This is a genomic window from Agrobacterium larrymoorei (assembly GCF_013322225.1).
Taxonomy (GTDB): domain Bacteria; phylum Pseudomonadota; class Alphaproteobacteria; order Rhizobiales; family Rhizobiaceae; genus Agrobacterium; species Agrobacterium larrymoorei_A.
In genome coordinates, this window is the sequence record NZ_JAAMFB010000027.1 from 137,491 (window position 1) to 156,458 (window position 18,968).

18 protein-coding genes are annotated in these 18,968 nt (G+C 54.9%); 14 read left to right on the plus strand and 4 right to left on the minus strand.

Annotation, left to right across the window (positions count from 1 at the left end; all coding sequences use genetic code 11):
* Positions 1-138: 138 nt before the first annotated feature.
* Genes G6L28_RS17115 through G6L28_RS17135 form a run of 5 tightly spaced genes read left to right on the plus strand, consistent with a single transcriptional unit; the run spans position 139 to position 4,757 of the window.
* Positions 139-1,086 carry a carbohydrate ABC transporter permease gene (locus G6L28_RS17115; RefSeq protein ID WP_174065028.1) on the plus strand — a complete coding sequence of 316 codons (948 nt, stop codon included), beginning with the start codon at positions 139-141 and terminating at the stop codon, positions 1,084-1,086.
* Between the two features lie 10 nt (positions 1,087-1,096).
* Positions 1,097-1,936 carry a carbohydrate ABC transporter permease gene (locus G6L28_RS17120; RefSeq protein ID WP_174065029.1) on the plus strand — a complete coding sequence of 280 codons (840 nt, stop codon included), beginning with the start codon at positions 1,097-1,099 and terminating at the stop codon, positions 1,934-1,936.
* Positions 1,933-2,991 (plus strand): Gfo/Idh/MocA family protein, encoded by a 1,059-nt coding sequence (locus tag G6L28_RS17125; protein WP_174065030.1) that lies wholly within the window; start codon positions 1,933-1,935, stop codon positions 2,989-2,991. The genes G6L28_RS17120 and G6L28_RS17125 overlap by 4 nt, the downstream gene beginning before the upstream one ends.
* Before the next feature lie 16 nt (positions 2,992-3,007).
* Positions 3,008-4,009, plus strand: a complete 1,002-nt coding sequence (locus G6L28_RS17130) for an ABC transporter ATP-binding protein (RefSeq protein WP_174065031.1) — start codon at positions 3,008-3,010, stop codon at positions 4,007-4,009.
* A 4-nt stretch (positions 4,010-4,013) separates the two neighbouring features.
* Positions 4,014-4,757, plus strand: coding sequence for a copper homeostasis protein CutC (locus tag G6L28_RS17135; RefSeq protein ID WP_174065032.1), 744 nt, complete (start codon positions 4,014-4,016; stop codon positions 4,755-4,757).
* Positions 4,758-5,245: 488 nt separating this feature from the next.
* Here the strand turns inward: G6L28_RS17135 and G6L28_RS17140 are convergent, their stop codons facing one another.
* Both G6L28_RS17140 and G6L28_RS17145 read right to left on the minus strand, forming a co-directional pair.
* Positions 5,246-5,812, minus strand: a complete 567-nt coding sequence (locus G6L28_RS17140) for an RNA polymerase sigma factor (RefSeq protein WP_174065033.1) — start codon at positions 5,810-5,812, stop codon at positions 5,246-5,248.
* Positions 5,812-6,012, minus strand: coding sequence for a NepR family anti-sigma factor (locus G6L28_RS17145; RefSeq protein ID WP_174065034.1), 201 nt, complete (start codon positions 6,010-6,012; stop codon positions 5,812-5,814). The genes G6L28_RS17140 and G6L28_RS17145 overlap by 1 nt, the downstream gene beginning before the upstream one ends.
* A gap of 137 nt (positions 6,013-6,149) precedes the next feature.
* Here G6L28_RS17145 and G6L28_RS17150 point away from each other — a divergent pair, with 137 nt between their 5' ends.
* Positions 6,150-6,944 (plus strand): response regulator, encoded by a 795-nt coding sequence (locus G6L28_RS17150; protein ID WP_174065035.1) that lies wholly within the window; start codon positions 6,150-6,152, stop codon positions 6,942-6,944.
* Positions 6,945-7,055: 111 nt separating this feature from the next.
* Positions 7,056-8,048, plus strand: coding sequence for a sensor histidine kinase (locus tag G6L28_RS17155; protein WP_174065036.1), 993 nt, complete (start codon positions 7,056-7,058; stop codon positions 8,046-8,048).
* Between the two features lie 235 nt (positions 8,049-8,283).
* Here G6L28_RS17155 and G6L28_RS17160 read toward each other — a convergent pair whose 3' ends face one another.
* Positions 8,284-9,987, minus strand: coding sequence for a sensor histidine kinase (locus G6L28_RS17160; RefSeq protein WP_174065037.1), 1,704 nt, complete (start codon positions 9,985-9,987; stop codon positions 8,284-8,286).
* A 259-nt stretch (positions 9,988-10,246) separates the two neighbouring features.
* Between G6L28_RS17160 and G6L28_RS17165 the strand changes: the two genes are divergently transcribed.
* On the plus strand, positions 10,247-10,834 hold the full coding sequence (locus G6L28_RS17165) for a PRC-barrel domain-containing protein (protein ID WP_174065038.1): 588 nt from the start codon (positions 10,247-10,249) through the stop codon (positions 10,832-10,834).
* Between the two features lie 64 nt (positions 10,835-10,898).
* Here G6L28_RS17165 and G6L28_RS17170 read toward each other — a convergent pair whose 3' ends face one another.
* The gene (locus G6L28_RS17170; RefSeq protein ID WP_174065039.1) at positions 10,899-11,813 is read right to left on the minus strand and encodes an AraC family transcriptional regulator; all 915 of its coding nucleotides are present in this window, start codon (positions 11,811-11,813) and stop codon (positions 10,899-10,901) included.
* 277 nt (positions 11,814-12,090) lie between these two features.
* Here G6L28_RS17170 and G6L28_RS17175 point away from each other — a divergent pair, with 277 nt between their 5' ends.
* The 6 genes from G6L28_RS17175 to G6L28_RS17200 are packed head-to-tail and all read left to right on the plus strand — an operon-like array spanning position 12,091 to position 18,956.
* A complete protein-coding gene (locus tag G6L28_RS17175) occupies positions 12,091-12,975 on the plus strand; it encodes a carbohydrate ABC transporter permease (protein WP_174065040.1) in 885 nt (294 codons plus the stop codon).
* A gap of 2 nt (positions 12,976-12,977) precedes the next feature.
* Positions 12,978-13,886, plus strand: coding sequence for a carbohydrate ABC transporter permease (locus tag G6L28_RS17180; RefSeq protein WP_174065041.1), 909 nt, complete (start codon positions 12,978-12,980; stop codon positions 13,884-13,886).
* Between the two features lie 5 nt (positions 13,887-13,891).
* Positions 13,892-15,001 carry an ABC transporter ATP-binding protein gene (locus G6L28_RS17185; RefSeq protein WP_174065042.1) on the plus strand — a complete coding sequence of 370 codons (1,110 nt, stop codon included), beginning with the start codon at positions 13,892-13,894 and terminating at the stop codon, positions 14,999-15,001.
* A gap of 39 nt (positions 15,002-15,040) precedes the next feature.
* Entirely contained in the window at positions 15,041-16,312 is a 1,272-nt protein-coding gene (locus G6L28_RS17190; RefSeq protein ID WP_174065043.1) for an ABC transporter substrate-binding protein, read from the plus strand.
* Positions 16,313-16,324: 12 nt separating this feature from the next.
* Positions 16,325-17,866, plus strand: a complete 1,542-nt coding sequence (locus tag G6L28_RS17195) for a glycoside hydrolase family 28 protein (protein ID WP_174065044.1) — start codon at positions 16,325-16,327, stop codon at positions 17,864-17,866.
* Positions 17,835-18,956 carry a glycoside hydrolase family 88/105 protein gene (locus tag G6L28_RS17200; protein ID WP_234902617.1) on the plus strand — a complete coding sequence of 374 codons (1,122 nt, stop codon included), beginning with the start codon at positions 17,835-17,837 and terminating at the stop codon, positions 18,954-18,956. Before G6L28_RS17195 ends, G6L28_RS17200 begins: the two co-directional genes overlap by 32 nt.
* Positions 18,957-18,968: the final 12 nt, after the last annotated feature.

Consider the following 18,968-nt stretch of genomic DNA (forward strand, 5'->3'; position numbering starts at 1 on the left):
GCTGAATGCTCAATACCCAAGGTGCTTTTCGGCGCCTTGGGTTTTTGCGCTATCGTCACCGCGAAAATCTCGCTGTACCATCGTCGCACCTGCGTTGTGCTTCGATCTGTTTTCCCTGATCCGAGGCCGGGCTGATCAATGAGCACCGACATCACTTCCATCGATGAAACACCGGCACGGCGCCCGGTCCGCTGGCACATCATGCTGTTCATGCTGCCTGCCTTTCTGGTCTACACGGCGGTGATGATCGTGCCGCTCGGCAGCACACTGTGGCTCTCGTTCTTCACGGAAGTGGACGGTCAACGGGTCTTCGTCGGTTTGCAGAATTTCAGGACACTGTTCGGAGAGCCTCGCTGGTCCGAGAGCTTCTGGAACGCGCTGAAAAACAATACGATCTTCTTCATCATTCACATGTTGATGCAAAACCCTATCGGCATCGCGCTTGCTGCCCTGCTCTCGGTGCCGAAACTGCGTTTTTCAGCTTTCTATCGAACCGCGATTTTCCTTCCGACACTTTTGTCCTTCGTCATAGTCGGCTTTATCTGGAAGCTCATCCTGTCTCCGCTCTGGGGCATCGCTCCGATGCTGCTCGATCTTGTGTATCTAAAGAGCCTTTTCGCGCCATGGCTGGGCCGTCCGAACTCGGCGCTGATCACGGTGTCGCTCATCTCGGTCTGGCAATATGTCGGCATTCCCATGATGCTGATCTACGCCGCCCTCCTGAATATTCCCGATGAAGTCATCGAGGCTGCCGAAATCGATGGGATCACGGGGTGGAGCCAGTTCTGGAAGATCAAGCTGCCGCTCATCCTTCCTGCTATCGGTATTATCTCGATCCTGACATTCGTAGGCAATTTCAACGCTTTCGACCTGATCTATACGGTGCAGGGTGCCTTGGCGGGGCCGGATGGATCGACCGATATCTTGGGAACGCTGCTTTACCGCACCTTCTTCGGCTTCCAGCTACAGCTGGGGGATCGTTCCATGGGCGCGACAATCGCAACCGTGATGTTCCTCATCATTCTTGCGGGCGTCGGCTTCTATCTCTTTGCCATCCAGCGCCGCATGCGTCGCTACCAGTTTTGAGGAGATGAGAATGTCCAAGGCACGCTCCTCTTTCGCCCGAACGGCATCTGCCCACGCGATCCTCATCGCCTACACTGCGATCTCGCTGTTTCCGGTGGTGCTGACGATCATAAACTCGTTCAAGTCCCGAAACGCTATATTCCGTAATCCCATGCAGCCGCCGACCCCAGGCACCTTCGATCTGGTGGGTTACACCACGGTGCTGGGGCAGGGGGATTTTGTGCACTACATGCAGAATTCGCTGATCGTGACGGTTGGATCGATTGCGCTGGTTCTGCTGTTCGGAGCCATGGCCGCGTTCGCGCTGTCCGAATATCGCTTTCGGGGCAATACCCTGCTTGGCCTTTATATGGCACTCGGTATCATGATCCCGATCCGTCTCGGCACCATCGGCATTTTGCAGGGAATGGTCGCAACCGGTCTCGTCAATACCAGGACGGCGCTGATCCTCGTTTACACCGCGCAAGGGTTGCCGCTGGCCATCTTCATCCTGTCCGAGTTTATGCGCACGGTTTCCGACGATCTCAAGAATGCCGGGCGCATCGACGGACTTTCGGAATACAAGATATTCTTCAGGCTCGTTCTGCCGCTCATCCGCCCGGCCATGGCAACCGTTGCCGTCTTCACGATGATCCCGATCTGGAACGATCTGTGGTTTCCGCTGATCCTTGCGCCCAGTGAGGCAACCAAGACGATTACGCTCGGCGCACAAATCTTCATCGGGCAATTCGTGACCAACTGGAACGCCGTGCTGGCGGCGCTTTCGCTGGCGATCGCGCCCGTTCTCGTCCTCTACACGATCTTCTCGCGGCAGCTGATCCGCGGCATCACGGCGGGAGCGGTAAAATGAATACGAAACCACTCAGGGTTCTGGTCGCGGGCCTCGGCAATATGGGTTTGAGCCATGCGCTTGCCTATTCTGCCAATCCCGGTTTCGAGATCGTCGGTCTCGTCAACCGCTCCAGGCCCGATTTACCTGCTCCCCTTGCGGGCTACGACATCCAGCAGTCTTTCGAGGACGCGCTGGCCACCCTCAAACCGGATATCTGTTCGATCAACACCTATTCTGACAGCCATGCGGACTACGCGATCAAGGCGATGGAAGCGGGTTCGCACGTCTTTGTGGAAAAGCCATTAGCGACCACGGTCGCGGATGCCGAAAGGGTCGTTGCCTGTGCGCGTGCGAATGGGCGGAAGCTGGTGGTCGGCTATATCCTTCGCCATCACCCCTCCTGGGTGAAGCTCATTTCGCTCGCACGGGAGCTCGGTGGTCCTTATGTTTTCCGCATGAACCTCAATCAGCAATCCTCCGGGAAAACCTGGGCGACGCACAAGGCCTTGATGCAGACGACACCGCCCATCGTTGATTGCGGAGTCCACTACGTCGATGTGATGTGCCAGATAACCGATGCCAAGCCCGTATCGGTGCGTGGCATGGGCTTGCGGCTATCGGATGAGATTGCGCCTGACATGTATAATTATGGGCATCTCCAGGTGATTTTCGACGATGGCTCTATCGGTTGGTACGAGGCCGGATGGGGGCCGATGATCTCGGAAACGGCGTTCTTCGTGAAAGATGTGATCTCGCCCAAAGGCTGCGTGTCCATCGTCATGGACCAGAACGCGAAATCCGATGATATCGATACGCACACCAAGACCTCGACCATACGCCTGCATCGCGCAGAAACGGCTAAAGACGGCCAGTTCGCAAACCCCGACCAGCTTCTTCAGATGGCCGGAGAACCTGGACATCAGGAGCTGTGCGATCTGGAACAAGCCTATGTGCTGAAAGCGATCCGTGAAGATCTCGATCTCGAGCGCCACATGACCGATGCCGTCCAATCGCTGCGCATCTGCCTTGCAGCAGATGAGAGCGTGCGAACCGGCCGCATGGTCGACCTTTGAAATCTGGAGTATTGTTTTGGGTAATCTGACACTCAAATCCGTTGCGAAGTCCTTTGGCACGGTCGATGTGCTCAAAGGCATCGATCTGGAGGTAAAGGACGGCGAGTTCGTGATTTTCGTCGGTCCATCCGGCTGCGGCAAGTCCACGCTGTTGCGCAGTATCGCGGGTCTGGAAGACATCACCTCCGGCCAGATCGTCATCGACGGGCGCGAGGTTTCCACCGTGCCACCCGCCAAGCGCGGCATTGCCATGGTCTTTCAATCCTATGCGCTCTACCCGCATCTGACGGTCAAGGACAATATGGGGCTTGGCCTGAAACAGGCTGGAACGCCGAAGGCCGAAATCGAGGCGCGTGTCGGCATGGCCTCGTCGCTTCTGTCGCTTGGTCCTTATCTCGAGCGCCGTCCGGCAGAGCTTTCGGGCGGCCAACGCCAGCGTGTCGCCATCGGTCGTGCCATCGTGCGTGAGCCGACACTGTTTCTGTTCGATGAGCCGCTGTCCAACCTCGACGCTGCATTGCGCGTACAGACCCGCCTGGAAATCGCGCGTCTGCACAGGCGCCTGAAAGCGACGATGATCTACGTCACCCACGATCAGGTCGAGGCGATGACGTTGGCCGACAAGATCGTGGTGCTCAATGCCGGGCGCATCGAGCAGGTCGGTTCTCCCATGGAGCTCTACAATTCCCCCGCCAATCTCTTCGTAGCAGGCTTCATCGGTTCGCCGCAGATGAATTTCATCGATGCCGAACGGTTGGGAGAAAGCGGGTACAAAACTCTCGGCATCAGGCCGGAGCACATGTCATTGTCCCGTGAAAGCGGAACCTGGACCGGCAAGGTCATTCATGTCGAACATCTGGGCGCCGACACGATCGTCTATCTCGAAAGCGAGGCTGCTGGTCTTTTGACGGTGAGGCTGTTTGGAGAACATGCCTACGCCCCTGACGATGTGGTTCACGCATCGCCCAATGGCGGTTCTACGCATCGTTTCGATTCCGATGGCATTATTATTCGTTGAGGCCATGCCTGATATGATTCTCGAAGTTTGCGTGGACGATATAGAAGGTCTGAATGCTGCGATCACGGGCGGCGCGGACAGGATCGAACTTTGCAGTGCGCTTGCCCTCGGCGGATTGACACCCTCGGCAGCGCTGATGCGCAAGGGTGCGGCATCTTCCTTGCCGTGTTACGCCATGATCAGGCCGCGCTCCGGTGACTTCGTCTATACAGCGAATGAGCTGTCGCTGATGCGTGACGAGATAGAATTTGCAAAATCGTGCGGCGTTGCGGGCGTGGTGTTCGGTGCAAATCTGAATGACGGCAGTCTCGACCTTGAGGCTCTGGCTAAGCTCTCACGAGCTTGCGGTCCGTTGCCAAAAACGCTGCATCGCTGTTTCGATCTCGTTCCCGATTTGCAGGCGGCGATAGAAATTGCAATTGAGTGCGGCTTTGAACGCATTCTGACATCCGGCCGTGCCCCATCCGCAAATCAGGGGATTGCCGATATCAAGGTGGCTACGGAGATTGCCGCTGGGCGGATTTCAATCATGCCGGGGGCGGGGGTCAATCTGCAAACACTGGATAATCTTTTGCAGCTGGATGTATTGGAGTTACACTCCTCCTGTTCGACATCCCGTTTCTCGGAATCTGCGGCGAAATCTTTCGGATTTGCCAAAGAGGATGAAAAACGCACCGACGCTGCCATTGTAGCGGCCATGAAAAAACGCCTGTCTGATTTCAAAGGCAAAGGTATTCGACTGTCGTGATATCTTCGGCGTGCAGCTCCAACGATTTCGAACTGTCTGGGCGATAGTGCGAATGGCAATAAGCGCAAAAGCGTAAAAAAAATCGCCGTCAAGCAGGCCAATCTCACCAGGTTGGCTATGTCGCTCATCAACTCCCGTCGTTTCCGAAGGATGTGTCACAAGGACACTAGCGCGGTTAACGCGATATTTCGTCAGGGACTTATCGCAATACGAAAAGTTGCTATCCGAGCTTATAATTGCTTCTTATAATCAAGGAGTGTTTTATATGTTGGATTTCGGAAACTTGTTGCCGCTGCTCATCGTGGCATTGGCTCTTTTCGGCTTCTTTAAATGGGTAGGGCGCGACATGAGCGGTCCGTCCGAAAAGCGCAAAAGAGGACGGTAGTTCCTCTTTCTTTTGCCAAGCAAGTCTAATGCGGTTTCGAGATCGAAAACGGGGCTCGTGCAAACACGCGCTCCGTTTTGTTTTTCACACGCTTTTGGCAGCCTTAGCGAACCAAAACCGCTGCAGTCACGGCTGACGTCTGCGCGTCTGGGCCGAACTCGTTTTCGTTTTCAATACCCAGCAGTTCCTGGAGCCTCAAGCGAGCGCGGCTGACGCGGCTCTTGATAGTGCCAACAGGGCAACCGCAGATTTCGGCGGCTTCCTCGTACGCGAAACCTGATGCACCGATCAGCAGGATGGCCTCTCGCTGATCGTCCGGCAGTTTGTTTAGCGCCTGTCTGAAATCTTGGAGATCAACAGACCCATGCTGCTCAGGTGGCACCGACAATCGAGACGTATACGCGCCGTCAGTGTCTTGTACTTCCCGCCCTGATTTTCTGATCTGGCTATAGAATTCATTACGCAGGATGGTCACAAGCCATGCCCGCATGTTGGTTCCGGGCTGATAGCTCTCCTGCTTGGCCCACGCCTTCATGATGGTGTCTTGAACAAGGTCGTCTGCCCTGTCGCGGGATCTGATCAATGAGATTGCGAATGCGCGGAGGTTGGGGAGTGCTGCAAGCATTTCGCGCTTGAAATTATTGCTGTTCGCGTCAATGTCTTTGGTCATCATCCCCCCGAAGCTTTCGATTTGCTTTCGGCCTCGTCCAGCTTTTCCAGGAGATCGAGAAATTTGTCCGGGATGCCCTCGTCCTGAACGGCGTCGTAAAGCTCTCTCAGCTTGCGAGAAATGACAGCGCGTCCGGAATCGGGAACAGTCGGACTCGTCCCATTATCAGATGGATCCTGATCTGATTGAAATATACTCATGAGTTCCGGTATTCCTTGTGTGACGTCGCTATAATGCGGGCGACGAAAAATCGTTCCTGACGCGTGGAACTTTTTTTAGACGCTTGCGTTTATCTCGCGGGCTTGCCTTGCAGGCCGCATGAACAGGGGAGAATTCCATGTCAGTTTCTACTCGCATCGCACCGCATCTGCCATACTTGCGCAGGTTCGCTCGTGCCGTTTGCGGTTCTCAATCCACAGGCGATGCGTATGTTGCAGCCAGCCTGGAAGCGCTGATCGCAGATGTCAGCATTTTTCCGCAGGCAAGTAGCGATCGCGTTGCACTCTACCAATTGTTTGTTTCCATCTTTAGTTCCGTCACCATCAATATTAAGAGCGATGAAAACCTGACAGGTTGGGAAAAGCGCGCTTCTGCCAATCTCTCCGCCGTGCCCGCAGTGCCGAGGCAGGCGTTTCTTTTGACCACCGTTGAAGAATTTTCCCCTGCGGAAGCTGCTGAAGTTCTGAAGGTTCCTGAAACTGAGATCGGCAGGCTTATCGATGAAGCCGCTTCCGAGATTGCACGCCAGGTCGCGACCGATATCATGATCATTGAAGATGAGCCGTTGATCGCGATGGACATCGAGCAGATGGTGACCGACCTTGGTCACAATGTCACGGGTATCGCGCGTACGCACAAGGAAGCACTTGAGCTGTTCCATCGCACCAGCCCCAAGATGATCCTTGCGGACATTCAGCTCGCGGACGGAAGCTCGGGTCTCGATGCGATGAAGGAAATTCTCCAGATGACCACTCTGCCGGTTATCTTCATCACCGCGTTCCCGGAACGGCTTTTGACCGGCGAGCGGCCAGAGCCTACCTTCCTTGTCACGAAGCCGTTCAACCCGGATATGGTGAAGGCGCTGATAAGCCAGGCCCTCTTCTTCAACGAGAGTTCACGAGTCGCTGCTTAAACCGCAGACTATTGAAGTGTTCGACAATCGGTATTTTAACCGGTGCCGGCAACGGAATGTTCGCTCGAGCATTTCCGTCTTCAGAACTGTTTCTCGTTAGGAGAGTGAATTTTGCATCGGCTGGCGTGGCACAATGCGGACCGTAATGAGAGTGAGCTGCACGATTCGCTCGTGCTTGCTCTGCTCGACTCCGGCGAAACCGTGATGCTGCAAGATCGCGATAGGGATTACATCTTCATCGCGAACCTTCCTGACGTGTGGTGCTTGCCCCGCAGTGCAGGCGAAGACCCGACGGACGACAATATCTTCGGAAAAGATCTGGCCTCGCGGCTGTTCGAGCTGAAGAAGGATCTGACATCGGCTGGCAGTCGCGGCATGCTGGAGGTGGTGGCCGGTAAGGATCGCGTCTTCCAGTTTCATGTCTATTCGACCGTCAACATGTCCGGGCAGCGGGTCTTGAAGACCACGATCCGGGAGGTAACAGTCGATCGCAGGCGTGAGCAATTGTTGCGGTCTCTACTGCGCGAGGTAAGCCACCGCTCCAAAAACCTCCTGGCAATCATACAGAGCCTTTCGGCGCAGACAGCCCGCTTCAGTCTTACGAAAGACGACTTCCTTCGAAAGTTCAGAGGGAGGCTGCACGCGCTTGCTCAGTCTCAGGATTTGATTACGGATTCAGATTGGCGTGGAGCCGAGATTTTCGACTTGCTTAAACAGCAGTCCGATTTATATTTGCCTGAGTACCCTCATATGATCCAGATGAAGGGTGAGAATCTCCTGCTCAATCCGAATGGCGCGCTTTACGTAGGTCTGGCGTTCCATGAACTTGTCGTGAATACTGTCAGTCACAGCGGTAATCTATCCAACCATCTGCCCATAACGCTTGAATGTAGCTCGGATGATGAGTTCTTCGACGTCCATTGGAAAGAGCCGTTGGCGTTGAACCGTGCGGATTTACCAAACGAAGATACAAAAAGAAGTAATTTTGGAAGCGTCGTCCTCGAGAAGGTTGTTCCGGCAGCACTCGCGGGAACCGCAGAGTATCAGGTTACGGGAGACGAAGTGACGTATTCACTCCGCTTTCCATCCCCATTGTCGGCTTGAACCGCACATCATCTGAAGATTGCGGACTTGCGCTGAATATTCGCGGTCGAAATGGAAACTCCCAAGCTGATCGCCTGACCAAACGAGAAAAGCACGGCTCTGGGGGAGCCGTGCTATTCATGGCAGACCTTCAGGGGCAAAGTCTGCATCGCCAAGCCGCAGGCGGGGACGGGGGAATGGCTTGGCTTGCTTGAAAAACGCATTGGTCGGAGCTTTGTTCCTGTAGAAATGATTTTTATTGAAAAGATTGCTCGGACGGCGGTTTAATGAAATGGCGCGCGGGTGCCGACATTTGCCAAATGAAGCCAGATACCGCGTAGCTTATTGTAATATCGGCAGAAAATGCGCTCTCAGCATGCCGCTTTATAATCGTATTTCCAAAACCCTTACGGGCCGGCGGCTCTGCGGCAGGTCCATCTGCTTCTTTCCATTCGATGTTCAACAGATCGTGATCATCGACAATCACGCGATCCCACCGGACAAACACCTTGCCTTGGCGCTCGGAAAGTGCGCCGTATTTAATGGAATTCGTCGCCAATTCATGAAGGATGAGGCCGAAGTTTTGCGCTGCCTCGGGAGACAGTATAAAGTCATCGCCTTGAAGCTGGATTTGTTGTGCTACGCTTCCAAAAACGTCCAGATGAGACTTTACAAGTCTGCTCATCGGCAAGCCTTCCCATTGCACTTCTGACAGTGCGGAGATCGACATGGCGAGACCCCGCAGCCGATGATCGACTGCTTTTTGAAAATCCGTGATCGATGTGTTTTCCTTAGCCAGCTGCCGCATCATTGCCTGAACAAGTGTCAGCATGTTTTTCGACCGGTGAACCATTTCATGCAAAATGAGATGCGTGCGGTCCTCCGCCTGGCTTCGATCGAATGACGCATTCGACAAGGCTACGGATACCTGGTTCATCTCCTTGATCTTCGTGTTGATGGGAGAGACGATATCCCCTTCTCCGATACGCTCGGCGACGGCGGTGAGCTGGCGAACGGAGCCGCGCAACTGTCTTCCCACCACATAGGCACCGAGTATTGCGCATGACACAAGAACAAGGCTTCCGATCATCATCTGACGCCAGATGCTGGTGAGTGCGGATTCGCTTCTCGCAGTCTGCCCCCAAACCACGGTTTTCCAAGACCAACCGGGTAACTGCGCATATCCGTGTATTTCATCATGCTCATCGGTGAAGCTGCCGCTAAAGGACGCCATCTGCTCTATGACGGCAGGCACAGCATAAAGCTGACCCGTCTTGGCGCTGTTGCTATCGCTTGAGATGATGATGTGGCCAGTGCTGTCCAGCACGGCGGCATGCCACCCTTCGGGTATTCCCTCTGCCGAAATCAATGACGATAAATCGCGGGCATTTTGCGTAATGATCAACACGTCGCCTGCGGCAGAGAGCTGTCGAGGTAGCGGCAGGGTAACGTTAAAGACCCATTCTTTGCTTGTGCTGCCATAAAATATGTTGGAGACGGTTACCCTGTTCGCCGCAATTGCAGCCTGGATATTTGCTTCCGCTGGTACCTTTTGAAGAGGCGAGCCGTAGGCAAGCCGACTGTTCAACCGCTGGGTTCCGTCCCGAGTTGCAATAATGACATATAGCCCACGTTCTCTCAGGCTGTCGCTAACGCGTTTGTGAAAGCTCTCTAGATCGCCGTTTTCAAGTTCTGGAAACTGTGACAACAAGCTCAGCGTCGTCGCCATTTCCTGAAGGCGGCGTTCAATGTTGCGGCTGATGACGCGTGCGTCATCCACCGCTTCACGCTGCAAGTCATCGCGTTCATTTGCTTCCAGCCGGAGCATGAGATAACCGGCGAAGACAATTAGCGGCAACGTGACAACCGCTGTCATTACAACAAGATAAGCCCCGATTGAGGCTGTTGGAAAGAAACCCGCCAGAGCTTTTTTAAACGAAGAAATCTTACTCTTCCGCATGCGTTCGCCGAATTCAGCTTAGGCTGATATTAGTGCCTGATAATACGTGTCTTCATTGCCTGCACAATGTTAAAGAGGGCATTCCTGACCTAATTGCTGTGTCACTGCTGGAATATTTTTCCATAATCCGCGCTCGAATCCCGTCTCGTTACCGCGGAACCAATTTCTCAGTAGCGTCGTTTGCTAATCGAACAGGCTGAAGGGAGGAACGGATAAACCGGCTCCAGCCGTTTATACGACGATGAAAGGAAGGTACGATATGAAAAAGACACTCACCCTAATCGCTACTGCCGCCCTCATGGGTACGACAGCGTTCGCACCGTTGGCCATCGCTCAGGAGGCAACTCAGACAGCCCCTGCTAATCCAGGTGCGGCTGCACCGGCAACGCCAGACGCAACACCGGCTCAGCCGATGATACCTGCGACCCCCGGCACCTCTGCGGATGCAGGCGCTGCATCGGGCACTTATTTGACAGAGCAGTCCCCAACTCAGATTAGCGCCAACGATTATATCGGTAGCGCAGTCTACACCGGTGCATCCGGTGACGAGAACATCGGTAACGTCACAAACCTTATCCTTGAGGAAAACGGCGGCATCACCGCAGCTGTCGTCGGCGTCGGCGGCTTCCTTGGTATCGGTACCAAGGACGTGGCTGTCCCGATGGACAAGATCACCATGACGCGTGATACCGACAACGGTTCCATCCGTCTGACAACGACAGAGACAGCTGAGTCTCTTAAGGCTGCCCCGGAATTCAAGACGATGGAAGACAAGGCGAGCGAAAGTGCTTCGACACCAGCTCCGGCAACCCCGGACAACACTACCACGTCTTCGACCAATCCCTGATAACTCTGGGAGAGGAGAGAGCCATGATGGCTTTCGGAACACCGGCCTTCTGGCCGGTGTTTTTTTATTCGGATGCCAGAAGAGGATAAAGAACCTGTCCATCCTCTTCGCCGCGCGGAAAAGCACCTTCTCGGTGTCGTCGCTCAGCCTCCTTATAGCCCGCTGGACTCACACCAATATATCGCTTGAACATCCGTGAGAAATAATAGGAATCGTTATAGCCGGAACGTTCCGCGGTCTGTTTGACATTGCACCCGCTGGCCAACAGCCCCATCGCCCGTTCCATGCGCTTGAATTCCTGAAACTTGGCCGGTGTCCAGCCGATCTGCCGCTTGAACTCCCTTTTGAAATAATCTGCATTGTACGGCGCGTTCTGCACCACGGTCTCAGCTACCGTTTCGCTCAAAGGCTCCGCCACGATCTGGCTTGCCGCCACCATGATTGCGAATGACAAGGCATCAGGATTGTTGATATTGCCAACGGACTGGTCCCGCCAGTCGATAAATGCCGCGCCGATAAACTCCATCAACAACACCATGAAGAGGTGGTGTTGAAGCAAAGTCGTCGAAGAGGGGGCGGCGATCTCGTGATAACGGCGGACCATGCCTTCGAAGACGGCCCAGTTCGGAAAACGGACACTGCGCCGGAAATCCATCTGCTTCAGCAGGTCCAAGCTGCCAAAAAGATCCAGAGAGAAATGCTGGGCGACGCCAGTGTATAACTCTTTTGATGTCGAGTGACCTAAGAAACGCGTGTGTGCGGGAATGAGCAGCGCGTCCCCCGCCCCGATTTCGATTGTATTGCCCTCGATTTCGTACAGGGCCTTACCGCTGAGGCAAATAATCAGGTCATGAACCGAGTTCGTCTTGTCGATACTCCATGTCGGAGAATGCCACATCTTGATGGTTGATCGCGTTAGCGTCAAAGCCAGCGCATTAGGCGGAATTTCAGCAAAAATGGCACCTTCATTTTTATCCATCTTTTCTTCCGGAAATGTCGATTTCGTCATGCGAGTATGGAAGTCATATTATCTCTCATGCTTGCAGAGGAAGCAAGGTTTCGATGAATTGGGAGGAGTTGGGGGTTTGAGACTGTAGTTCGCCGATATTGGCGGGCAATGTCGAATGTCCTCAAAACGCAGCCATGTATAATATAGAACATCTCTGCGATGGCTTTGATGCTATCGCTGCGCCTATTGGCGCGCTCGTAATCTGGTCAAGAACACCGCAACACGACGTGTCGAGTGAGGCATGGCGATGAGCGGCGATAATCGCTTTCTGGGGCTGTTTTACCTGACGCCCTATATCATTGGCCTGCTGGTCTTCACCGCACTGCCTTTCTTCGCATCGCTTTACCTGAGCTTCACGAATTACAACCTGCTTGATCAGCCGGTTTTCAACGGTCTCGCGAACTACATTAAGCTTTTCACCAGCGACCGCACCTTCCGCAAGTCGTTATGGGTGACGCTGATCTATGTGTTTACGACCGTCCCGCTTAAACTGGCCTTCGCTCTCTTCATTGCGGTCATTCTGAATTATAAGCTGAAATTCATCAATTTCTTCCGCACGGCCTATTATGTTCCATCGATCCTCGGTGGCTCCATCGCCATTGCGGTTCTGTGGCGTTACATTTTCGCCGATACAGGCCTCGTCAATATGGGCCTGAGTTTCTTGGGCCTCGAAGGCGTCAACTGGTTCGGTGACCCGACCAATGCGCTGTTCACCATCACGATATTGCGGATATGGCAGTTCGGCTCTGCCATGGTCATCTTCCTTGCGGCGCTGCAAAGCGTGGACAAGTCTCTTTACGAGGCCGCCTCCATCGATGGTGCAGGTAAGTGGAAAACCTTCGTCCACATTACTTTGCCGCTGATCACCCCGGTCATTTTCTTCAACCTTATCATGCAGATGGTTCAGGCATTCCAGGAGTTCAACGGCCCTTACATCATTACGCAGGGTGGCCCGTTGAAATCGACTTACCTGCTTCCGCTCTACATCTATGACGAAGCCTTCAAGCGGTTCGATATGGGATATGCCTCGGCAATCGCGTGGGTTCTCTTCGTCATCATCATGATACTGACCGTCGTTGCCTTCTGGTCTTCGCGCCACTGGGTCTACTACGCCGGCGACAAGAGGAGCTGATCATGGTCGATCAAACTATCTCCAATATGGACCTGGTGGCTGCAAACGCTGAAAAGGCCCGCAACCGCGAAGTCGTCCGTGCTCGTTTCAGCGCCGGGTTCCGCTACTTCCTTCTTGCCGCCGTCGGTTTGCTGATGCTCTATCCGCTGATCTGGCTGATAGGTGCTTCCTTCAAGACGAATGCGGAAATCTTCAACAATCCCGGTTTCTGGCCGGAAAATCCGACGCTGGACGGCTATATCAAAGGCTGGCAGACCTCGACGCCTTACACGTTTGGTACGTTCTTCCTGAACACGCTCTGGATCGTCGTACCGAAAATGATCGGTACTGCAATTTCCTGCACGGCGGTCGCTTATGGCTTTGCACGCTTCGAATTTCCCTACAAGAAAATCCTGTTTGCATCCCTTATCGCAACGCTTCTCTTGCCGAACGTCGTAACCCGCATCCCGCAGTATCTGCTGTTCCGCGATCTCGGCTGGCTGGATACTTATCTGCCGCTTTGGGTGCCGTCGGCTTTCGCAGGCGATGCATTCTTCGTTTTCATGCTGGTGCAGTTCCTGCGTGCCATTCCGCGTGACATGGAAGAAGCAGCCCGCGTCGATGGCGCGTCAACCATGCAGACCTTGATTTTCATCGTCGTGCCGCTTTTGATGCCTGCGCTGATTTCGGTGTGCCTGTTCCAGTTCATGTGGACCATGAACGACTTCCTTGGTCCGCTGATCTACCTCTCCTCCGTTGAAAAATATCCGGTTTCGCTCGCGCTCAAACTTTCGATCGATACCACCGAAGCATTCGACTGGAACCGCATTCTCGCCATGTCCGTCCTCGCGCTCGCACCTGCTCTGGCAGTGTTCTTCATCGCGCAGAAATACTTCATCGACGGCATCTCGTCTGGCGGCATCAAAGGATAAATGACATGGCACGTCTCCAACTCAGAAATCTCGAAAAAGACTACTCATCCTTCCGTGCCGTGCATGGGATCAACCTCGATATCGAGGACGGTGAATTCATGGTTCTGGTCGGTCCTTCCGGCTGTGCCAAATCCACCACTCTGCGCATGATCGCGGGCCTGGAGCGCATAACCGGCGGCGAAATTCTGATCGGTGGTGAGCTTGTCAACGACAAGCCGCCGGGTGAGCGCGGCATCTCCATGGTGTTCCAGAACTACGCGCTTTATCCGCATATGAAGGTGCGCAAGAACCTGTCTTTCAGCATGCGCCTGAAGCGCCGCTCGAAGGCGGAGATCGAAAACGCCACGCAGGACGTTTCCGAAACGCTTGAAATTCAGGCGCTCCTTGACCGTCTGCCAAAACAGCTTTCCGGTGGTCAGGCGCAGCGCGTTGCCGTTGGTCGCGCGCTCATCAAGAAGCCGCAGGTATTTCTGTTCGATGAGCCGCTGTCCAACCTCGATGCCAAGCTGCGCGCCTCCATGCGCGTCCGCATCACCGATCTTCACAAACGGCTCAAGGCGGAAGGCCAGCAGGCGACTGTGGTTTACGTCACCCACGACCAGACGGAAGCCATGACGATGGGCGACCGCATCTGTGTGATGAAGGAGGGTCACATCATGCAGGTGGCTGATCCGGTCACACTTTACACCAAGCCTGCCAATACTTTCGTGGCCGGTTTCATCGGCAGCCCGGAAATGAACCTGATCGATGCCACCTTGGAAAGCGATGGAGCGATCAACGTCGCAGGACAGAGGCTTGCACTTGGGCCTGAACTGACGGATCGGCTGGCGGCCAACGCGCCGAAAGATATCGTCTTCGGCGTCCGCCCGCAGCATTTCAGCCTCGTTGCACCAGATTCGACCAATGCGATCTCGGGAAAAATCAGCCATGTCGAGTTCATGGGGCACGAGGTCTATCTGCATCTGAGAGCCGGGCAGAACAAACTGATCGCGGTCGTTCCTTCTCATGCCTATGACCGCAAAGCACTGCGCGACGATCAGGTCTGGCTTAGCGCCGACGCGAAATCCGTTCATGTCTTTAACCGCCAGACCGGCGAAAATATCAGCCTGGTCTGACATCCGTCTTCACACGTCGATTTATCGGGAGGAAATATAATGAAACGTGCAATCATTCTCGCAGCCCTTTTTGCTGCAACAAGTATCGGCAGCGCGAGCGCCGCCAATCTTCGCATGTCCTGGTGGGGCAGCGATGATCGCCACCTTGCCACGCAGGAGGCATTGAAGGTCTGCGGCGCGAAGTTCGGCCATATGATTTCGCCGGAATTCACCGGTTGGGGCGGTCATCAGGAAAAGATCGCGACTCAGCTCGCTGGTCGCACCGAGCCGGATATCATGCAGATCAACTGGCCATGGCTGCCGCTTTTCTCCAAGAGTGGAGAGGGCTTTGCCGACCTGAACCAGTTTAAGGACGTCATCGACTTCAGCCAGTGGTCCGATTCAGAGCTGCAAAGCGGCGTTGTGAAGGGCAAGATGAACGGCGTTCCGGTCTCCACGACCGGGCGAATTTTCATGTTCAACAAGACGATTTATGAAAAGGCTGGCATTGCCGTTCCCAAGACATGGGACGAAATGTTCGCAGCGGCTCCGGTTCTAAAAGCCAAACTGGGCAACGACTATTACCCCTTCGAAGCGGCACCTTCCGAAGGCAACGGCCTGAATGCGCGCATCGTAGTCATTCTGCGCGCCACGCAGATGACGGGCAAGACCTTCATCGACCCGGAAACCAACAAGGTCGCCTGGACGGAAGAAGAGCTGGCAGCTGCTCTCAATTTCTACCAGTCGATGGTGGACAAAGGCGTCATCGAATCCTGGAAGAATTCATCAGCGGGAGGCAATCGCCCGCTTTTCGAAAACCAGAAGTGGTCGGATGGCCGTTACGCCAGCTCTTACCAGTGGGATAGCACCTACGGCAAAATTGCCGCTCCGCTCCAGAAAGGTCTCGAACTCGTTCCAACCATGAACCTGACGTCGGAAGGCGGCAAGACGGAAGGCATCTACCGCAAACCGTCCATGCTGTTCGCCATTTCGAAAAACAGCAAGGAACCCAAGGCAGCTGCCGAGATCATCAATTGCCTGCTCAACGATCCTGAGGCCGTGACCATTCTCGGTGCAACGCGTGGCATTCCCTCCAGCAAGATCGCCATCAAGACGTTGACGGATGCCGGCAAGATCAAGCCCGTCCAGATAGACGCCTACAAGATCGTCACGGAATCGGAAGGTCCGAAGGTTTCTCCTCTTATCGAACATCCCCGCATCACGGATGCGTTCGATACCAATCTTGAGGCCTTCGCCTACGGTCAGCAGTCCGCAGAGGATACCGCAGCGGAAATCATCGCCAGCGTCGATGAAGCGCTGACGGGTATCTAAGGGGCAATTTCCATGACAGGTACCGTCATCCAGGTCGTCGCAACAACCTCCCGCACGGCAACGTTCAGCGTGGATTCTCACAGGCATCTTTACGCGCTGAACAGGGCGGCGGGCTGGAGCATTGCGGGGGAGGATGGCGGTGTCGTCCTGCGCGGTGAAACATCCTCTGTCGTTTTTACCGTGACCGGACTCGAGCCCTCTCTATCCTATAATCTTTCCGTGAGTGGTGAGGTTGCGAATTTCTCAACAAAGCCCGAAACCGCTTTGCTCGATATTCGCGACTTCGGCGCGGATACGGATCAGGCCGATAATGCCAGTGCCATCAATCGCGCCATCAAAGCTTTGCCGAAAGGTGGAACGCTTACAATTCCGTCGGGTCTGTGGAAAAGCGGCCCAATCTTCCTGAAGAGCCATATGACGTTGCTGCTTGAGGGTGGCGCTGAGCTTTCGTCTTTGTCGGACTGGAACGATCTACAGATTTTCCCTCACCGGCATGAAGACGGTCGTGTCTTCGGAACCTGGGAAGGTGTGGCGGAGCCGATATTTGCCAGCATCATCAATGCCATCGACTGTGAAAACCTGACGATCACGGGAGCAGGCATTATCGATGGCGGCGGAGATCGTGGCGACTGGTGGACGTGGCCCAAGGAAACGCGGCGGGGTGCGCGGCGTCCGCGCACTCTGTTTCTCTCCGGCTGCCGCGACCTGACGCTGACGGGCTTCACCGTCCGCAACTCACCCTCATGGACCGTGCATCCGGTTCTATGCGACCGTGTGCTGGCGGCCGATCTGAAAATTCACAACGAGCCGAACTCCCCAAACACGGACGGATTGAACCCAGAGTGTTGCCAGGATGTGCGGCTGGTCGGCCTGTTCATTTCCGTAGGCGATGACTGCATCGCCATCAAGGCGGGCAAAAAACATCCTTTTGGCGGGCCGAATCGTCCAACCGAACGTATCGATATCGTCAACTGCCTGATGGAACGCGGCCATGGCGCGGTCGTCATGGGCAGCGAAATGAGTGCTGGAGTCCACGACATCAATATCAGCCACTGCCATTTCGTCGGCACGGATCGCGGCTTGCGCATCAAGACCCGGCGAGGACGAGGCGGGGGCGTTTCCAATGTTCAGGTTCTCGATTGCCGTATGGAGAACGTCTCGACGCCGATTGCCGTCAACGCCTTCTATTTCTGCGATGCAGATGGCCGTTCGGACTACGTGCAGTCGCGTGAGGCTTTGCCAGTGACAGCTGAGACCCCGAGCCTATCGAGCTTTACGATCCGAAATGTTGACGTCATCGACGCATCGATCTGCGCGGCCGCATTTTATGGCCTGCCGGAATCCCAAATCCGTGACGTGACCATAGACAATTACAACGTGACCTATCGAGAGGACGCCGAGCCTGAGGTGGCCGAAATGGCCTGTTATCTACCGGCACTCAGACACGCAGGCATCGTTGCCGAGAACACGCAGTTCAAGAAACTGGCAGGGCTCAGCCCCGCATCCATAGACCCAAGAGAGAATGACAAAGCCGATGCTGAACAGCTATTTTGACGATTACGCCCGCGACTATGATTACTACAAGGGTGGCGCGTGGTGTTATGAGGATGGCTGCCTCTATCGCGGTTTGATCTCGCTCTACGAAGCGAGCGGCGACCAGCGCTGGCTCGACCATCTTCTACGTCTCGTCAATGGGCAGGTGGATGCCGAAAACCGGCTGCGCGAATACCGGATCGATGAGTTCAACATCGACAATGTCCTGGCGGGTCGTGCGCTGATCTATCTTTATCGCAAGACGGGCGATCAGAAATGGTTGGAGACGGCAAAGCCTTTAGCCGAGCAGTTGCGTTTCCACCCGCGCACAAATGCCGGGCCATACTGGCATAAACTCCGTTACCCGCATCAGGTCTGGCTTGACGGGCTATACATGGCCCTGCCGTTCAAGATCGAATATGCCCTTGCCGAAGGTGCGCCGGAGTTACTTTCCGATACCGCAGAGCAGTTTTTGACATCCCTCGATCTTACCCATGATAAGGCATCTGGCCTTTATAAACACGGTTACGACGAGGCCCGGATTCAGGAATGGGCGGACAAGGAAACGGGCCTGTCGCCGTCGCTCTGGGCGCGCGCGCTCGGCTGGCTCGCCATGGCCTTCGTGGATATTCTGGAGTTTCTGCCGCAGGGTTCGCAGAAAAAGGAAATCGAGAAGCGGGCGAGTGCATTTGCAGAGCAAATCTCACGGCTTCAACAGGAAGACGGACGCTGGTTGCAGGTTATCGACAGACCCGATGTCTCGGGCAATTATCCGGAGAGCTCGGCAACGGCGATGTTCGCCTATTTCTTCCTTAAGGGCGCGCGCCTCGGTGTAACGGGTATTATGGCGGGTCCGGGTCAGAGGGCGTTGGACGCTCTTGTTTCCACGGAACTCAAAGCCCAGGCGGGTGAACGCCTGAAGCTGCAAAACATCTGCTGTGTCGCCGGGCTTGGTGGTTTTGGCGGAGTTTACCGGGACGGGACGGTGGAATATTATCTTTCGGAAATCATTCGTGCCGATGACATCAAAGGCGTCGGCCCACTGATGATGGCGCATAGCGAAAGTCTGCTCGCGTCAAAGCAAAAGCCGGTGTTGGCAGCGGCGGGATAACCCGCCGCTTCG